The sequence below is a fragment of the Chryseobacterium sp. Mn2064 genome (assembly GCF_049319685.1).
Taxonomy (GTDB): domain Bacteria; phylum Bacteroidota; class Bacteroidia; order Flavobacteriales; family Weeksellaceae; genus Chryseobacterium.
The window spans coordinates 936,758-953,574 of sequence record NZ_JBMOUE010000002.1 but is presented as its reverse complement, the minus strand read 5'-3'; the positions used below and the strand labels follow the sequence as shown (position 1 = coordinate 953,574).

The window sequence follows — 16,817 nt, the reverse complement described above, 5'->3', positions numbered from 1 at the left end:
TTTTAACATTGAAAAAAATACTTTTAATATTATCTTTTCTGATCTGTGCGAATGCTTTTTCACAGATGCTGTCTTCCAACGTAGAAAAGAAAACCCTTGCACTAGGCGAAGTAAACCGTCTTGTTATAAAGATTGATAACCTTCATGAACAGCCGGTAACCTCTGCTCCGAAAAACGAATTGCTGCCCTTTCATTTCGAAGAAACAAAAGACAGTATCGGACAGAATGCCAATTCTTATGAAAGAACAATAGAATTTGCTGTTTTCGAAGAAGGTAAATTCACCATTCCCGAACTTGAATTTAAAGTAGGCGATAAAGTTCTTAAAACCATTCCTTACGAAATAGATGTTATCAATACGGCTCAAAAAGCCGATCAGATTAATGATATCATGAAAAATAAGGAGGTAAAACTTGCCCCTACAGATTATTGGGAACTTTATAAATTTTACGTGCTGGCAGCATTGGCCGTTATAGCCCTTATTGTTGCAGTCATTATAATTCTGAAATGGGGAAAGAAAGTAAAAAGCTCACCGGTTGTGGCTACCAATCAGACATTGAAGGAGTTGGATTCGCTTAAGAAGAAAAAATATATTGAAGGAGGCAATTTCCGTTCTTTCTATGTAGAACTGATTGATATTTCCAGGAACTTTATTTCCAGACAATACAACCTTCCGGCAGATGTACTTCTTACCGATGACCTTATTGAAGTCATGAAAAGAAATAATACCATCTCTCAGGATAATGAAAAAATAGTGGAAGACGTCTTTTTAAGAGGAGATTTGGTGAAATTTGCCAAAACATTTCCGGATCAGGAAACAATGGAGAAAGACTTCGCCAATATCAGAGACTTTGTGAAAAGATCATCCAAAGATCTAGAATTTGAAAACTTGAGAAAGGATGCTTAATTTTGAGTTTTATAGTCCGTGGTTCCTACTGCTTTTTCTTCTGTTTATCCCTCTTTTTATAAAAGATGCAGGAAAACGGAAAACAAAAGGAGTAAAAGTACCTACTATTAAAAATATGGACGACAGCAGTGGAATCCGAGGGGTACTTTTTGTATTGAAAATATCAAAGTACATCATTCTTTCTGCCTTAATTATTGCAATGGCCAGACCAAGAACCTTTACCGTTTCTCAGGACAGAGACGATACCAAAGGTGTTGATATTATGCTTTCAATAGACGTTTCGTTGAGTATGTTGGCCAAAGATTTGAATCCGGACCGTATTACTGCACTGAAAGATATTGCTGTAAAATTTGTTCAGAAAAGACCGAACGATAGAATAGGAGTTGTCGCGTATGCTGCAGAAGCTTTTACGAAAGTTCCCGTTACGTCAGATCATCAGGTAGTGATTGATGAAATTAAGAATCTTAATTCTGAAGGTCTTGAACCGGGTACCGCTATCGGAGAAGGTCTTTCCGTAGCTGTTAATCATTTAATTAAAAGCAAAGCCAAAAGTAAAGTTGTGATTCTGATGACAGATGGAGTGAGCAATATTCAGAATGCCATTCCTCCACAAATCGCAGCCGAGCTGGCTAAAAATAATAATATAAAAGTATACGCAATAGGAATAGGAACCAATGGTTATGCATTGATGCCTACTTCACAGGATATTTTCGGAGAGCTTATTTTCACTGAAGCTGAAGTGACAATTGACGAGAATACCTTACGGGAGATCGCACAGACAACCGGAGGGAAGTATTTCAGAGCAACTTCGAACAGCAGTCTTGAAGGAATTTATGATGAGATCAATCAATTGGAAAAATCTGATGTGAAGGTTTCAAAACTGTATAATTATGATGAATATTTCAAAATATTCCTTTGGATTGCATTGGGAATGCTGGTGTTGGATGCATTGTTAAGATGGGTGTTTTATAAAATTTTAAGCTGATGAGTTGGTCTTTAGGTAATTATTGGTATTTGTTTTTACTGTTGCTTCTGCCGCTGTTAGCCTCTTTTCTGATTCGTTTCCTGAAATGGAGAAAGAAGAAGAGAGAAATTTTTGCAGCCAGTCAGTTTCACGATACTCTGTTTGAAAAAAGTTCGGGATTTACGAAGCTTTTTCCCACATTATATCTGCTTGGAACCCTTTTTCTAATCTTTTCAATTATCGACCTTTTGAATGGCTCTGAAGAAGTGAAAACCAATCAGAAACTAAATAATGTCATTTTTATGCTCGATGTTTCCAATTCTATGAATGCGGAAGATATTGATCCCAGTCGTCTCGCTGAGGCGAAAAACTTAATGTTGGGAACAATGCGTAAAATGAAGAACGATAAAGTTGGGATTGTCATATTTGCAGGGCAGGCTACGTCGATTATGCCGCTTACTACCGATTATAATTCCGCAGAAACCTATATCAGCGGTATTGAAACGAATTCTATGCAGATCCAGGGAACTGATTTTCTGAAAGGAATGCAGGCTGCAGCTGAGAAATTTAAGAATGTAAGCAAAGGTTCCAGGAAAGTAATATTACTGAGCGATGGTGAAGATAATGAAGGTAACGATAATGCTGCCATACGACTTGCCAACAGAGAAGGAATAAGTATTACTTCGGTGGGTGTTGGTAGTGATGAAGGAGCACCGGTTCCGGAGTATGTATACGGACAGCTTATGGGCTATAAGACAGATATCACTGGAGGAACAGTAATCTCAAAAAGACAGACAGAAGCTTTGAAAAAAATGGCAGAATCTACAGGCGGAACATATATTGACGGAAACAATATCAATGAAGCTCCAGATAGGATTTTAGAAGCGGTTAATAGAAAGTCATCAGGCACTGAAACACTGGTGAAATCACAGAATGCAAAACATTATTACCAGTATTTTTTAGCAATTTCAATTCTTTTCTTCTTTTTAATTTATATTTTTAATCCTAAAAAAGACTTCAATGTGTAGTTTTTTTTCATTCTATAGAAGAAATTCTACAAGTACTTTAACCCAATTTTAACAAATAAAACTCTCTTTCTTAACATATAAAGGAATAATTTTGCAAGTGATGAATACTAAAATCATTTTTTTATCGTTTATTCTTTCTTTCTCATTCTCAGGCTTTTTGTTTGGGCAGGAAAACTACCGAACTTTAGTTCATGAAGGAAATCAGAAATTTGACGGTAAAGACTATGATGGAGCATCCTCAAAATATATGGAAGCTGTAAAAAGTAATGATAAAGATTTTACAGCTCATTATAATATGGGAAATGCTTTGTATAAAAGTAAAAAGTATGAAGATGCAAAGGCAGAGTTTGAAAAAGCCGAAAAACTTTCCCAGACTCTTCCCGATAAAACAGCAGCTCTTCATAATCTTGGGAATACTTATATGCAGATGAACCAGCCGGAAAAAGCGGCGGATTATTATAAAAAAGCCCTGAAACAAAATCCTTACAGCGAGGCAACAAGAAAAAATTATGAAATTGCCAAACTGAAGGAAAAAGAAAAGCAGAGCAACCAACAGAGCAACTCAGGAAAAGACGGTGGCGGCGGAAATGATCAGAACAAAGGCGAAGATCAAAAAGGTGATAAAGACCAAAGACAGGATCAGGGCAATGGCCAGAAGAACCAAGGTAAAAGTGACCAGGGCAACGACCATCAGCAGAATCAGAAAGATGAAGGCAAGATGCCAAAGAACCTTGAAAATGCGATCTTAGATAAAATAAACGAAAAAGAAAAAGAAACCGCCAGAAGAATTTTAAACAAAAATTCTTATTCGATGCCTGAAAGCAACGAGAAAGATTGGTGATGCAGCACAAATTGATATACATATTGCTTACTCTAGCTTCCGTAATTACTTATGGACAGGTAAACCTTTCCCTGGATGCAGATAAAGCCGAATATGGTGGAAAAGATATCGTAAACCTTACCATTGTGCTGGAGCTGAACGGAACAGACCTTGAACAGCAAACTAAATTCCAGCTTCCTGACCTTTCAAAATTTAATATCATAGGAAGCGGTTCCGTTACCAATACCGTTATTGATCCCGCTACCAATACACTTGTTACCCAAAAAGTTTCCAGAATAGCCCTTGAACCTAAGAAAAAAGGGAAGATCAAAATTGGTTCGGTACTTGTTACGGTCAATAACAGAATTTACAAAACAGAACCTTTTGAGGTTACCATTAAAGATATTGTAGATAAAAGGTCCTTAGCCAGTAATGTTTCCAATGATGTATATCTGAACATGGAAATTGAGGATAGGGATATTTATCAGGATCAGCCGACCATTGCTGTTCTGAAAGTGTATTCCAGAAATATGGATAATCTGAGAAAGGTGAAAGATATCCGTCTCCCTCAGCAGGATAATATCAATGTACACCCTGTTAATTTCAACAAATCCGAAATAGATCCTTCAGGTTATGGCAATATGCCGTCTCAGGTACTTGCCGTATTTATGGTATTTCCTAATGAAGCAGGCTATGTAGAAGTTCCTGCAGTATCGGCCTCTGTAAGCTCTTATTCCAATAAAAATAAAATTGTTTCCAATAAAGTAAAACTTACGGTAAGAAAACTTCCGGAGGGAGCCCCTGAGTGTTTTAAGAATGCTGTTGGGAATTTTAACGTAAATGTTTATAATGCCTCTAAAGAAAAACCGGAAGCAAAAAAACCTATGAATGTGGTGGTGAAAGTTTCTGGTGAAGGTAATTTACCGGATATGGAACTTCCTAAAATTGCCGCATCTCCCGATTATGAGGTTTTCGCTCCTAAGATTTCTTCCCATGTTTCTCCGGGAACAACCGGTATGAAAGGAGAAATTTTAGCAAACTATGTAGTCATTCCGAACAAATCCGGAGCTATATCCATCAAAACGGAGCAGTTTGCCTTTTTTAACCCTGAAAACAGAGAATATGTAGATCTTGGCCAGAAAACATTAGCATTGAATGCTTTCTCTCATGATCAGATCTTGGAATCCCGTTCCACAGTAGAAAAGGTAAATGAATACACCAACAATTTACTGGAAACCGTTAATACACCTGTTTTAAAAACAACCTCATTAAAAGTAAAAGAGAAAAGTAAATTCCACTGGAATATTCTTTTAACCAATATTGCCATTCTTTTAGGCTTATTTGTAACATATCTGTTATTTAAGACTTGGCAAAAAAAACGTAAATTAATTAGAGAAACCGTACCATCAAAACCCTTAGGATCAGTGGCTGAAACTGAAAAAGAGCTAAGAGAATCGATGAAAACGGATATCAACGATTATTTCGGTTATCTTGAAAATCTCAAAGATAACAGCGAGTATGAAAAGTTCTTTACCACATTGGATGAATTGGATCAGGAAGTGAGAAACCAGTATGAGCAAGGCTCTGTTGCAGAGTTTAAGGCTTTTCTTGAAAATCACAGAGGTTCTTCAATTGCAGAAGACTACGGTAATTTGCAAAGAAAAATTCAGATGGAGAAATATGCTCCTATAAAATCTGAACATGGTCTGGAAGAACTTTTGAAAACAATTGTTAATTTGTATTCACAAATTAGTAAATAATCAGTTTATTTTCATATTTTTGCGAAATTTTTAATTACAAAGAGATGGAAATTTTAGAGGGTTTCTCCATTAAACAGATTGTAACCAGCTTTATGGTTCTTTTTGCCGTTATCGATATTATCGGCTCAGTTCCTATTATTGTAAGTCTTCAGCAGAAATTTGGAAAGATAGAAGCTGGGAAGGCTTCCATCACTGCCGGAGCTATTATGATTGTTTTTCTTTTCGTAGGAAACAAAATTCTTAAGCTGATAGGAGTAGATGTGAACTCCTTTGCTATTGCCGGTGCTTTTGTGATTTTTGTCATAGCCTTGGAAATGATTTTAGGAATTGAAATTAATAAAACGACCGAAGCAAAGGCTGCATCCATCGTTCCCATCGCATTTCCGCTGGTTGCGGGTGCCGGAACACTTACTACAGCATTATCCCTGAGAGCTGAATTCCATGATATTAATATTATTTGTGGAATCATTCTTAATACAATTTTCGTATATTTGGTCCTGAAATCTGCGAAGTGGTTAGAACGAAAAATTGGGGATGCTACCCTTATGATTCTTCAGAAAGTTTTCGGAATTATCCTTTTGGCAATTTCAATTAAATTATTCACCGCAAATTTTGCTCAATTGGTGCAGAATTATATTAATTTTTAAGTATCATGCAGAAGTTTTATAAAGTATTTCTAGTAGTATTTATCGTGTTCATCGCTATCAACCTTTATGCTATCAATTGGCAGAATGATATTCTGGGCGACGAAGACAATTTGAGATTTGTATTTTCAGCATCAGCTGCAGCGCTTGGGCTTCTTCTTCTTTTCGTTATGGATACATGGAGTAGAATCGGTGCCAGAAAATAATTAGAATATTGATTTATAAATATAGCCTCTTTCCAATGAAAGAGGCTTTTTTGTGATGTCTAATGAAATTTTAAAGTAAGTTTAATTGAGTAGTAAAACAATCATTCAAACCATATAAAAAGCGATACAATATCTACGCAATCATCTGTGAAAATCCGCGAAATCTGTGGTCAAAAAAGAAGCCTAATAAATGACCAGATTCTTTAACACAGCCTCAGACTTTAATTCCGTTTCAATCCATTCTTTTTCAGGATTGCTTTGAGCCGTAATCCCACCACCTACAAATAGATGTACTGCATTTTTATAAAGTCTGGCACAGCGAAGATTGACAAAATATAGAATACTTTCTTCAGTTTCTATTGTAATATAGCCTGCATACAGCTCTCTTGGGTATTTTTCATACTTACGGATATTCTCATTACAAAAATCTTTCGGAATTCCGCAAACTGCTGGAGTAGGGTGCAGATCTTTAATAATACGATCAAGATCTTCGGGCTTTATTGCTGTTTTAAAATCAGTTCTCAAATGCTTTATATTTCCGGAAATATGATCGTATGTCTCCGATTGCTCTATCTGATTTGAGTAGTTTTTAAGGATATTGTAAATATAATTTGTGACAGGCTTCTGTTCTTCGATTTCTTTTTCAGACCATTCTTCAGCAACAGGAAGAGTTCCAGCCAGGGCCATCGTTTCAAACTCATGAGTACCTTTGTTAAACTTACCCAATACCTCAGAAAAAGCTCCCATCCAGGCATTTTCACCATCGTTAAACAGATACCTGAATGCATTTGGATACGTTTCACAAAGATTCTTAAAACTTTCTTTATAATCGATGGTCGTAAAATCTGTAAAAATCTTTCTTCTTGAATAAACTAGCTTAGGTAAATCATTTTCTTTGATTACGGCAATCACTTGTTGCAGAGTATTACAATATTCTTCCTTACTTTCTGCTGTATAATTGGCTGTATTCTCTGTCAGCTCTTCGTTGGTGATCGATGTGTTCTTAAATTTAATAGGATCAATTTCAAAAATATCTCCGTTGAAACTGATTGTCGAAAGACCATTATATGAATGAAAATTGACAGCACTTTTATTGTTTTTTTGATCTACAGACAGCAGTCTTTCATCGAAAGGAAGTTTGAAATAAATCATGAGTTATGAATGGATTTTGAAAATTACCGACCGGAAATCACATAAGAAATTCTGCCATTAATTTTCCTTTCTGCAAAGGTATTATTAGTCTTAAAGATGTCAAAATTAAAAGAGCTGTTTTTTGAGATTAAAATTCAACCATATTGAAGTAAGTAGATAAAAAAAAGCTCAATTTTAATTCGAGCTTTATATTTTGTATCAATAATTATTCGGTTCTATTTGTGAATAATAGCATTGGTCATTGTCGTATGATTGATCAACGTTCCCTTTTCATCGCGAATTTCAATCTCAGATACGTGCATTGTTTTTCCTTTTCTAATGAATCGGGCAGTAGCGGTTACGATTCCGTCTTTTTTACTTCTCAGGTGATTGGAGTTGATATTGGTTCCCACTCCATAATATTTTTCACCGTCAATAAAAATATTAGACAGGCTTGAACCTAAAGTTTCTGCCAGTACACAACTTGCTCCTCCGTGCATAATACCAAAAGGCTGGTGTGTTCTTGGAAGAACAGGCATGGTAGCAGTAAGGGTTTCATTTTCGAGATCTACATCAATAAATTTGATCTCCATTGCTTTTGCCAGCGTTTCTCCACCCCAGTCATTAATAAATGCTAATATTTCTTCTTTTGTCTTACCTTTCATTTTTTAATAGATAAATTGATTAATGGTTTTTAATAGATCGTTAAGCTAAATAATGTACACGAGCTTCTATCTATTCATTACCTGTTCCCATAATATTAGGATTCCAGTTTTCCGGAACTTTAGGAACAATATCATTTTTAATATAATACTCCTGAATTTCCTGCATAATTTCTGAAAAAGGAACCGATGCTATTCTTTCATAAGGAATGGTATACCCCAGATAAACGATATTTCTTTTAAAATCACCTGCAGCCAGTACAATGGGAACTTTTGCTGCCAATGCCATATGATAAAATCCTTTTCTCCATTTTGGAACCCAGCTTCTTGTCCCTTCCGGAGTAATCACAAGGCTGAAATCTTCTTTCGCGAATTGATTGGCTACAAAATTAACAAGGTCATTTTTCTGGCTTCTGTCTATACCAATGCCTCCAAGTCCTTTTACAATACTTCCGTACCAGGCTTTGGTGTGAGCATCTTTGATGATAATTTTCAGAGGTTTATTCAGAGACCAGTAGGCGAAATTTCCTAAAATGTACTCCATATTGTGGGTATGTGGTGCAACCACGAGGATACATCTGTTCAGACTGTTGACATCGCCCTGCAGAACGACTTTCCAGCCTATTAATTTTAACATCAGTTTGCCTATCAGCTTTTTCATAGATTCTTGGATTAAAAACAAAAAAGTATAACCAAACTTTGGTTATACTTTACAAATATATTGAAATATTATCGCTCTTAAAACAAACCGCTAATTAAATCTACGATTTTCATTACGAATTCCATTGCTAATTGTATCATGATAAGGCTGTGTTTTTTGGTTGGTTGGTTATTAAATTTTAACTCTACGAAATTAAAACTTTTTTTCCATATAGAAAACTAAATATGATGTTTTTTTTCACTTTTCTGAGAGAAGAAGGGTGTGAATTTCAAACGGTTGCCTTCCATTCACACCTTCTACCACTCTCTGAAGTTAATTATTTAGTTTGTATGGAAATTTCGTTTTTTCCGTCTTTGATTTTGATGTCCACATCTTTGTTGATTTTCTTGATGTTGGACGCTACAGAATCAATTACTTTCTTTGCCTGATTACTTGGAACTTTTTTACCGTTTACGATCACACTGTCTTTATCGTCTGAATTGTATTCGAAGGTTGCTCCGTTTACCGTAATCTTATTCTTTTCAATTCTGATATCGTTATTATCACTATTTGAAGTTTCAGTGTCATCATCCATTCCATCACCATCAAGATCACCATCCAGGTTGAATCTGTCTTTGTTTACAGGAATTACTACGGTCTTTTGAGGAATGACCAATTCATACTCAACTCTGTAGCTTCTGAATCTCTGATCGTAAGGATATTTGATGAAATTAGGGAACATTACTTTGTTGTTGACAATTTCTACTGGAACTGTAAGCTGAAGAGGAACATTGTAACCTTCTCCTTCTTTTTTGATGATAAGGTAAGGCGTTTTTACGTCCGCTTTTCTTGTTACATTTAAGTTAACGTCATAATCTTTTTTGTAAACATACTGTTTGTCTGAATAAAGATTGTCATCATACGCTTTGTAGCTTTGCGGGATATTAACTTGCTTTACGTCTACATAAAGAGTATCAGAAGTTGTATTGATTGCTACATTCTCAGTATCTTCTTTGCTGCCCTGATATTTAAGCTCTTTTTTAGCCATACTTACTCCGAAATAAGCACCAAGTCCGATCAATAAAAGGAAGATACCTCCTAGAACCCAACCTATATTTCTAAGTTTTGTTTTTGGGGAAAAGATTTTGATACTTAGTAAACTGAAGATAATTGCAGGAATTAAGCTTCCTAATACCATCATGGCTACTAATATTTTATCAAGTCCGTTTTCGCCCATATAGAATTCTATTTTATTGGCTCCAGGAAAATCTGCTCCTGTTCCGAACAGTCCGAAGATCACGAAGATTCCAATAATACTTCCTACAGCTGCCAGTACAAATAATACACCTACTACATATTTGAATACATTCCAGATTCCGCTCCCGGCATTGTTGATGTATGGTTTGTTTTCGGTGTAGATTTCTCCAACTCTCTGAGTAGATTCGTTGGCAAACTGAACCAGTTTATTAGATTCGTTCTTCAGGTTATCGAAGTTCATAGGCTTTCCCTTCATTTTCAAAAAATCGGCTGCTGTTTCCGCTTTTGGAAGTACGATCCAAAGGATAACATAAAGAAGCCCAATTAATGAAGAAGAGATAGCCTGGGTGAAAATTCCTAACAGAAATACCCCTAGCCAGATGGCTCTCATCCCTGTGATATCCATTCCTACATACTGAGCCAGCCCGGCACATACTCCTGCAATTTTTTGCTTTTCAGGATCACGGAACAGTTGTTTTTTGTCTGTATACTCGTTATGGGAATTGCTGCTTCTGTTTGTTGTTTTTTCAGAAAAATAAGCCTCTTCCTGTTCTTCGATTTTCTCAGGGCTTCCGATCTGTGCAATTACCTTTTCTACATCGGTATCGTTAATCACTTCACGTTTTCCCAGAGAATCTCTGAAGATCTCCACCATTCTTATTTCTATGTCATGCATTACCTCATCTGCTTCAGAAGCTTCCAGTGAGCTTCTCAGAGCATTCAGGTAATCGCTGAGCTTTATATATGCGTGTTCTTCTATTGTAAAAGAAAAACCTGCGAGTCCTATTGAGAGTGTCTTGTTCATAGCTTTGTTTTTTAATTTTGTTGGGTGATTTGGTTTACTGAGGCTGTCAGTTCGTTCCACGTGTTGAGAAGTTCATCCAGGAAAAGTTTTCCTTTTTCTGTAATCTGATAGTATTTTCTGGGTGGTCCTCCTGTAGATTCTTCCCATCGGTAAGAGAGAAATTCTCCGTTTTTAAGCCTTGTAAGAAGAGGGTAGAGGGTCCCTTCCACTACATCCAGTTTTCCTTTTTTCAGTTCATCAATCAGATCAGAAACATACATTTCGCGATTATTGATGAGACTTAGAATACAGAATTCCAGAATTCCTTTTCGCATTTGCGCTTTGGTATTTTCAGTATTCATCTTTGATACGTTTTGTTAATTAGTTATATTTTTAGAAAAATGCTCCTAGCTAGTTGAGCCTATTCTAATTTTACATTACAAAGATATGTAAATAAAATGGTATTATGCAATACAAAGTAGTGTAATTTTAAAAATAACTTATTTAAATATTTGATAATCAGTATTATAAATTTTACTAAGATTTTTAAAGGATCTTGAGAAATATGAAAAACCTTCCATTCTTTTAAATTTTAATTCTATTTCAGGTGTCAAAATCATAAAGATTATTGTATTTAATAAAAAAATAATACTTCAATAGGTGATTATGCGTTATCGGCGATTTAATATCAATTACTTCCATAGCATTTTGTGATCCTTATTATGATTCGTATTTTTGTTGTCAATTAAAAAACACCTAAATCATTTACTATTACTATGAATATTTTAAATAAGTATAGGCATTTTTCAGCTTTTATGCTTCTGGGCCCCCTGTGTTTTGCGCAATATCAGTTTGAAATTAAAGATGCCTCCAAGAATTACAGTGCCGTTGTTCAGATAGAAGATTGCATGGATGGACGTTGTGGCGGCAAAGGAACCGTAGAATTATTTGATAATAAGAACACCAAAGTTCAGACATTTACTTCTGATGATTTGATTGTTTATCTCGCTGAGAACAGAAAACTCTTATCGGGAAAAATGAATTCATTAACGAAGGAAGAAAGTCCTATTGTCATCAATGATTTTAATTTTGACGGTACCGAAGATATCGCAATACGAAACGGCAATAGAGGAAACTATAACGGTGCGTCTTATGATGTATATGTGTTCAATAGTACCCAGTTAAGTTTTGTAAAAAGTAAAGAGCTTACAGAATTAGCCTCCAATGCTTTGGATATGTTTGATGTAGATTCTCAACGCAAACGCCTCATTTCTTACGGAAAATCGGGATGCTGCAATATTTTTACCATAGAATATACCGTTATTCCTAATAAAGGACTGGATAAGGTTCTGGTAAAAGAAGAAGACAAAACGGAAGAAGATCGGGTAAAAGTAACCATCAAAGAAAAAATAAAAGATAAATGGGTAACCAGAAAGAAGGTATACTCATTAGAAGAATATAATAAAGAAAAGTAAGATGAAGATTCAGAAAGAGATTGATTTTATTCTGGCAGTAGATGCTTTGAAGAATGTACAGCGAAGAAATTATAATGCCGACGACTCCAGAAGAGAAAACACTGCAGAACATTCCTGGCAGATTGTTATTTTGGCGCAAATCCTTTATCCGTATGCCAAAAACAGAGAAAATATCGATCTGTTGAGAGTAATAAGAATGCTTTCAATCCACGATCTGGTAGAAATAGAAGCCGGTGATACTTTCCTTTTTGACGAAAAAGCAATGGTAGGTAAATTCGAAAGGGAAAAAATTTCTGCACAGAAGATTTTCGGAATCCTTGATGAGCCGTTGCGAACAGATTTTTTCAATTTATGGCTTGAATTTGAAGAAGAAAAAACTACTGATGCCATATTTGCATGTTCTATCGACAGAATTATGCCGTTTATCCTAAATTCTCATACTTCGGGAAAAAGCTGGACAGAAGCTGGAGTTACAGAAAAACAAATCAGAAATATGCTTGAAAACGCAATCAAAAGAGCATCTGATGAAATGGGAGAAGCTTTTGATGTATTGTTGGCCAGAAGTCTGGAAACGGAAAAAGTGGCGAAATAAGAATTATATATAAACATTGCTCAGTATCTGGGCAGTGTTTTTTTATACAAAATATATAGAATAATTCTTCAATTTGATAAAAGAATTAATCAAAAACCAAATGCCATAAAAATTCTGGAAATCTAAAGCTGTACTCTGGAAACCGTAGAGAAAACTGTCAACTTCTGGAATAATTATGGCAAAAAAATCAAATTTATAGTATTTGGATTGGTTTTTTGAATTCGTCAATAGCTACGAAAGTGAAATCTCCTACAATTGCTTTCTCTCTTTCATAAGAATACATTTGTTCTGTAAAAATTTCCACATTAACTTTCATACTGGTTTTTCCAACGTAAGAAACTTTTCCGATCAGCTCTACAATAGTTCCAGCAGGAATCGGCTTTTTAAAATCGATCTTGTCGCTGCTTACCGTTACCACTCTTTTTCTTGCAAAACGGGTAGCTGTGATGAAGGCAACTTCATCCATCAGCTGCATTGCTGTACCTCCGAAAAGAGTATCATAATGGTTGGTTGTGTTAGGAAAAACCGCTTTAAAGATTCTTGTTTCGGATGTTTCAATTCTTTCTTCTGTCGTCATATTTCATTATTAATTAAAGCGAAATGAAATTGTATCAAAACAACAGAATAATGACAGGAATCTTAGAAATCCCTGAAACAATCCATCAGATCAACAAACTTCAGATCGCGAAAGTTTTTTGTTTAAGAAATAGGCAGGTCTCCTGACTTGTAACATCTTTTATCTCCTTCCCATGCCCCGCACAGTGGATCTTTGATAAAGATTACAGTTACTTACAGTTGCGCGACAGTCCGTGATTTTCACACGGTTCCCTTTTAATTTGCGGTTAGGCAAAACCAATTTCTATGATGAATAAGCGTTACACTTTTTCGGGTGCAAAAATAATGAATTTATTCCGGATTATGATAAATAATCTGACTGATTACTCTTCCTTTTTTGATGGTCCAAAGAGTTGTGTATCTGTTCTCTCCTGTACCATTGATCATGTAAAGAAAAATGTTATCATTATCAAGAGCTGTTACCCCAACATTCTCAAAATCCATTGTAGGCTGGAACATATTTTTAATGGCTTCTCTTACAAAGACAGAACCTCTTCCCGGTTGCTGTACTCTGATAGATTTGATTTCCGTCATCCCTTCAGGAAGATCATTGCCAATTCCCCATGGTTTTACTTTATCAATAGTAAGAAGTTTTCCTTCAGCATCTTTTTCCTTTTTACGATATCCGGCGTTGGAAGGGTAGACGTCAATAACGACTTTGCTTCTTTGAGCTGTTGGGATCTTCGGGTCAGAATTGTCTGTGAAAATAAGTGACCTTCCGTTTTTAGATTTGGAAGGAGTATAAGCAGGAAGCTGATCAATATAAGCAATACGCTCTTTATTTACCATTCCTTCTTTATCAAGAGTTTCATAACGTACAAAAGGTTTATCGTCATCCTGCTTTTCAGGATATTTGATCCAGATCCATTCTGTTTCTCCGGGAGCTGGTTTTACATAAACAAAAACATCTCCTTTACGCATACGGATCTTATCTACGATTTTTCTGTAATTATCCTTATGTACACGTACATTGGCATATCCTTCTTCTGCTTTTACCACTCCAAAAGGAACTTTATTCTGGCCTTTAACAAAAGCTAAAGAAAAAATACTGAAAGCGGACAGATAAAATGCTTTGTTTATGAAAGTCATCATGAAAATTTTTTGATCCTTCAAATATATAAATTAAATGCTGTTCGGAAGATAATTATATTGACGGAGTTCCTGTAAGTTTTGTATGGGCTTTAAATATCCACTAGAAAGCAGATATATTTTATCCGCGATATCTACCACATCCTGATAATGATGATCAGAGATAATGAATCCTTTGTTTTTTGCCTGTGAACGGATGATCGCTTTTAATTCATCAATAATCTTGGGAGAAAGACTGTTAAAGGGCTCATCCAGCAATACAAAATCAGCTTGGGAATAGGTGAGAAGCATTACTTCGATCATTCTCAGTTCTCCGGAAGACAAATTTCTGGGTTTTTCATTCAGAAATGGTGAAAGAAGTTGAGAATGCAGAAGTTGATCCGCATATTCCCGGTTACAGAAAAGATGAATCAGTTTTGTTAATTTTTCACTTTTAGGTAGAAAAGAATGTTGTGGCAGATAAGCAATTCTGTTTTTTCGGTCGGAGATATTTCTCAATACCTGATCATTCCATTTTATAAACTGGGTATCACTTCCAAGAACGCCGGAAATAATTTTAAGAAGAGTAGATTTTCCGGAACCGTTTCTTCCCAGTATACCGGCTATATTTCCAACTTTACACTCTAGATAGATATCCTGCAGTATTTTTTGATCATTGAAAGATTTGGTAATACTGTCAATATGGAGTCTGCTCATACAAATGCCATTATAGTTTTTACGATTAGACTGAAAGATAAAGTAAATCCCCAAAGAAACAATTTTGAAAATCCAAAATGATAGTAGAACAGATACTCATTTTTAAGCCTTACTTCATATATAAAATAATGAAGCATTGGAAGAAGTAAAAGAAAACTCAGTCCAAAAGTTTCTACTTTAAAAGGAGACAGCAATGAAAATAGCAAAGAAAAAAGAACAGAGGGAATGATAAGTTTTTTATAAAAAATCCAAAGGATGGTAAGCTGTTTCATGTTTTGAATGGAATAATTAAAATATTTAATAAAAATAAACTATTGTTATAGGAATTTATGCTATTTTTTATCAATTTTTTTTAAACTAATAATTATGACCAAAAAACTACTTTTGGGTTCCTTGCTTTTATTGGGAGCTATTTCTACGTATCAATCTAAAAATGTTGAGGAAACAATAATGATCAAAAATGTATTTATTGTTCCCACTAATGTATTGGTTTCTAATATCACCACGACTTCAGCAAAGGTAAGCTGGGATCCTATTCCCGGTTCTTCAAATTTTACCATAAGAATTAAACCTGTTAGTGCGGGTTCATGGCTCTCTATACCAGTAATGAATGCCAACAGTTTTGATCTTACCAATCTTCAAGCTTGTACAGCTTACATGGTACAGGTAATGGATAACGCTTCTGGAGATATGTCATCTTCTGTTACTTTCTATACTTCACTCAATTATTGCAGTGCTGCATTTACAGATTCGGGGTTGTTGCATATTTCAAATGTTACAGTAAACTCAACGGGAATTTCGAATCCTATGGTAAGTAATTCCGGAGCGTCCAATTATACAGATTACAGAACCGATCCCAACCGTAGGATAAAATTGAACGTAGGAAGTATGGGAAATAATATTTCTGTAACTCATACATGGATAGGAACTCCGGGTACAACCACTGTAACAGCGTGGATTGATTTTAACGGAAACGGTGTTTTTGAATCCAGTGAAAGAATGATGATTGCCAATAACGTTACGCAAACCTCTCAGTCTGTATTTTCTGTTCCCGGCTATCCGATATTACCCAGTTCGGTTATTGGCGGATGTGGTGTTGTAATGCGTGTCATTTCCAGTCAAACTTTGCCAGGTAGTGCTTGTGGCACCTTTACCTATGGAGAAGTCGAAGATTATGGAGTAGATTTTTTAGATCCCCTTCTTGCAGTACAAGAGCCTGGAAAATTTCATCAGCCGGAAATTTATCCTAATCCGGCTTCAGACGTTTTAAATATTTCAGGAATCTCAGATGCTGTGAATTTCGAAATTTACAATGCAGTTGGCCAGAAAGTAGGTGAGGGGAAAGTTTCAAACCATCAGGTAAATCTGCAGCACTTATCTAAAGGGATTTATTATATTCAGTTAAAGAATAAGGAGAATACAACCCGTTTGAAATTTATTAAAAAATAAGAGACGTCTAATATTTATGTTACCTAAATGATAAAAAAAGAGAGTACTTATAAGGTACTCTCTTCCTATTTGCGAATCAATTTTAATTGATTTTTTTCAA

At 35.4% G+C, this 16,817-nt stretch carries 19 protein-coding genes and 1 riboswitch; of the genes, 10 read left to right on the top strand and 9 right to left on the bottom strand.

Translation table 11 applies throughout. The features are described 5' to 3' along the window. Positions 1-8 precede the first annotated feature (8 nt). From ACL9RH_RS11415 to ACL9RH_RS11385, 7 genes are all read left to right on the top strand, one after another. The gene (locus ACL9RH_RS11415; RefSeq protein ID WP_422693489.1) at positions 9-905 is read left to right on the top strand and encodes a BatD family protein; all 897 of its coding nucleotides are present in this window, start codon (positions 9-11) and stop codon (positions 903-905) included. Beyond that, positions 898-1,890: a VWA domain-containing protein gene (locus tag ACL9RH_RS11410; protein WP_422693488.1), complete on the top strand. Its 993-nt coding sequence runs from the start codon at positions 898-900 to the stop codon at positions 1,888-1,890. The genes ACL9RH_RS11415 and ACL9RH_RS11410 overlap by 8 nt, the downstream gene beginning before the upstream one ends. Then, positions 1,890-2,897 (top strand): vWA domain-containing protein, encoded by a 1,008-nt coding sequence (locus ACL9RH_RS11405; protein ID WP_422693487.1) that lies wholly within the window; start codon positions 1,890-1,892, stop codon positions 2,895-2,897. Before ACL9RH_RS11410 ends, ACL9RH_RS11405 begins: the two co-directional genes overlap by 1 nt. Positions 2,898-2,997: 100 nt before the next feature. Further along, positions 2,998-3,738, top strand: coding sequence for a tetratricopeptide repeat protein (locus ACL9RH_RS11400; protein WP_422693486.1), 741 nt, complete (start codon positions 2,998-3,000; stop codon positions 3,736-3,738). Next, complete coding sequence (locus ACL9RH_RS11395) at positions 3,738-5,477, top strand: BatD family protein (RefSeq protein ID WP_422693485.1); 1,740 nt, start codon at positions 3,738-3,740, stop codon at positions 5,475-5,477. The genes ACL9RH_RS11400 and ACL9RH_RS11395 overlap by 1 nt, the downstream gene beginning before the upstream one ends. A 44-nt stretch (positions 5,478-5,521) precedes the next feature. Next, positions 5,522-6,124 carry a MarC family protein gene (locus ACL9RH_RS11390; RefSeq protein WP_422693484.1) on the top strand — a complete coding sequence of 201 codons (603 nt, stop codon included), beginning with the start codon at positions 5,522-5,524 and terminating at the stop codon, positions 6,122-6,124. Positions 6,125-6,129: 5 nt separating this feature from the next. Continuing rightward, positions 6,130-6,327: a hypothetical protein gene (locus ACL9RH_RS11385; protein ID WP_422693483.1), complete on the top strand. Its 198-nt coding sequence runs from the start codon at positions 6,130-6,132 to the stop codon at positions 6,325-6,327. Positions 6,328-6,510: 183 nt separating this feature from the next. Here the strand turns inward: ACL9RH_RS11385 and ACL9RH_RS11380 are convergent, their stop codons facing one another. The 5 genes from ACL9RH_RS11380 to ACL9RH_RS11360 form a co-directional block, all read right to left on the bottom strand. Continuing rightward, positions 6,511-7,479, bottom strand: a complete 969-nt coding sequence (locus ACL9RH_RS11380) for a chorismate-binding protein (protein ID WP_422693482.1) — start codon at positions 7,477-7,479, stop codon at positions 6,511-6,513. Positions 7,480-7,694: 215 nt separating this feature from the next. Then, positions 7,695-8,123, bottom strand: a complete 429-nt coding sequence (locus ACL9RH_RS11375) for a PaaI family thioesterase (RefSeq protein WP_422693481.1) — start codon at positions 8,121-8,123, stop codon at positions 7,695-7,697. Positions 8,124-8,193: 70 nt separating this feature from the next. Further along, positions 8,194-8,781 carry a 1-acyl-sn-glycerol-3-phosphate acyltransferase gene (locus ACL9RH_RS11370; protein ID WP_422693480.1) on the bottom strand — a complete coding sequence of 196 codons (588 nt, stop codon included), beginning with the start codon at positions 8,779-8,781 and terminating at the stop codon, positions 8,194-8,196. Positions 8,782-9,097: 316 nt separating this feature from the next. Continuing rightward, positions 9,098-10,822 carry a PspC domain-containing protein gene (locus ACL9RH_RS11365; RefSeq protein WP_422693479.1) on the bottom strand — a complete coding sequence of 575 codons (1,725 nt, stop codon included), beginning with the start codon at positions 10,820-10,822 and terminating at the stop codon, positions 9,098-9,100. Positions 10,823-10,833: 11 nt separating this feature from the next. Then, a complete protein-coding gene (locus ACL9RH_RS11360) occupies positions 10,834-11,163 on the bottom strand; it encodes a PadR family transcriptional regulator (protein WP_002977573.1) in 330 nt (109 codons plus the stop codon). A 414-nt stretch (positions 11,164-11,577) separates the two neighbouring features. Here ACL9RH_RS11360 and ACL9RH_RS11355 point away from each other — a divergent pair, with 414 nt between their 5' ends. Next, a complete protein-coding gene (locus ACL9RH_RS11355) occupies positions 11,578-12,276 on the top strand; it encodes an XAC2610-related protein (RefSeq protein ID WP_422693478.1) in 699 nt (232 codons plus the stop codon). A gap of 1 nt (position 12,277) precedes the next feature. Then, complete coding sequence (locus tag ACL9RH_RS11350) at positions 12,278-12,868, top strand: HD domain-containing protein (RefSeq protein WP_422693477.1); 591 nt, start codon at positions 12,278-12,280, stop codon at positions 12,866-12,868. Positions 12,869-13,061: 193 nt separating this feature from the next. On the opposite strand, the gene ACL9RH_RS11345 is transcribed toward ACL9RH_RS11350, so the two are convergent. The 4 genes from ACL9RH_RS11345 to ACL9RH_RS11330 form a co-directional block, all read right to left on the bottom strand. Next, positions 13,062-13,445, bottom strand: coding sequence for an acyl-CoA thioesterase (locus tag ACL9RH_RS11345; protein WP_422693476.1), 384 nt, complete (start codon positions 13,443-13,445; stop codon positions 13,062-13,064). A 115-nt stretch (positions 13,446-13,560) separates the two neighbouring features. After that, positions 13,561-13,740, bottom strand: a riboswitch (cobalamin riboswitch). A gap of 34 nt (positions 13,741-13,774) precedes the next feature. Continuing rightward, the gene (locus tag ACL9RH_RS11340; protein WP_422693475.1) at positions 13,775-14,575 is read right to left on the bottom strand and encodes a hypothetical protein; all 801 of its coding nucleotides are present in this window, start codon (positions 14,573-14,575) and stop codon (positions 13,775-13,777) included. Between the two features lie 30 nt (positions 14,576-14,605). Then, entirely contained in the window at positions 14,606-15,268 is a 663-nt protein-coding gene (locus ACL9RH_RS11335; RefSeq protein WP_422693474.1) for an ATP-binding cassette domain-containing protein, read from the bottom strand. Continuing rightward, positions 15,265-15,540 carry a hypothetical protein gene (locus ACL9RH_RS11330; RefSeq protein ID WP_422693473.1) on the bottom strand — a complete coding sequence of 92 codons (276 nt, stop codon included), beginning with the start codon at positions 15,538-15,540 and terminating at the stop codon, positions 15,265-15,267. The genes ACL9RH_RS11335 and ACL9RH_RS11330 overlap by 4 nt, the downstream gene beginning before the upstream one ends. Before the next feature lie 94 nt (positions 15,541-15,634). Here ACL9RH_RS11330 and ACL9RH_RS11325 point away from each other — a divergent pair, with 94 nt between their 5' ends. Continuing rightward, the gene (locus ACL9RH_RS11325) at positions 15,635-16,717 is read left to right on the top strand and encodes a GEVED domain-containing protein (protein WP_422693472.1); all 1,083 of its coding nucleotides are present in this window, start codon (positions 15,635-15,637) and stop codon (positions 16,715-16,717) included. Positions 16,718-16,817 lie beyond the last annotated feature (100 nt).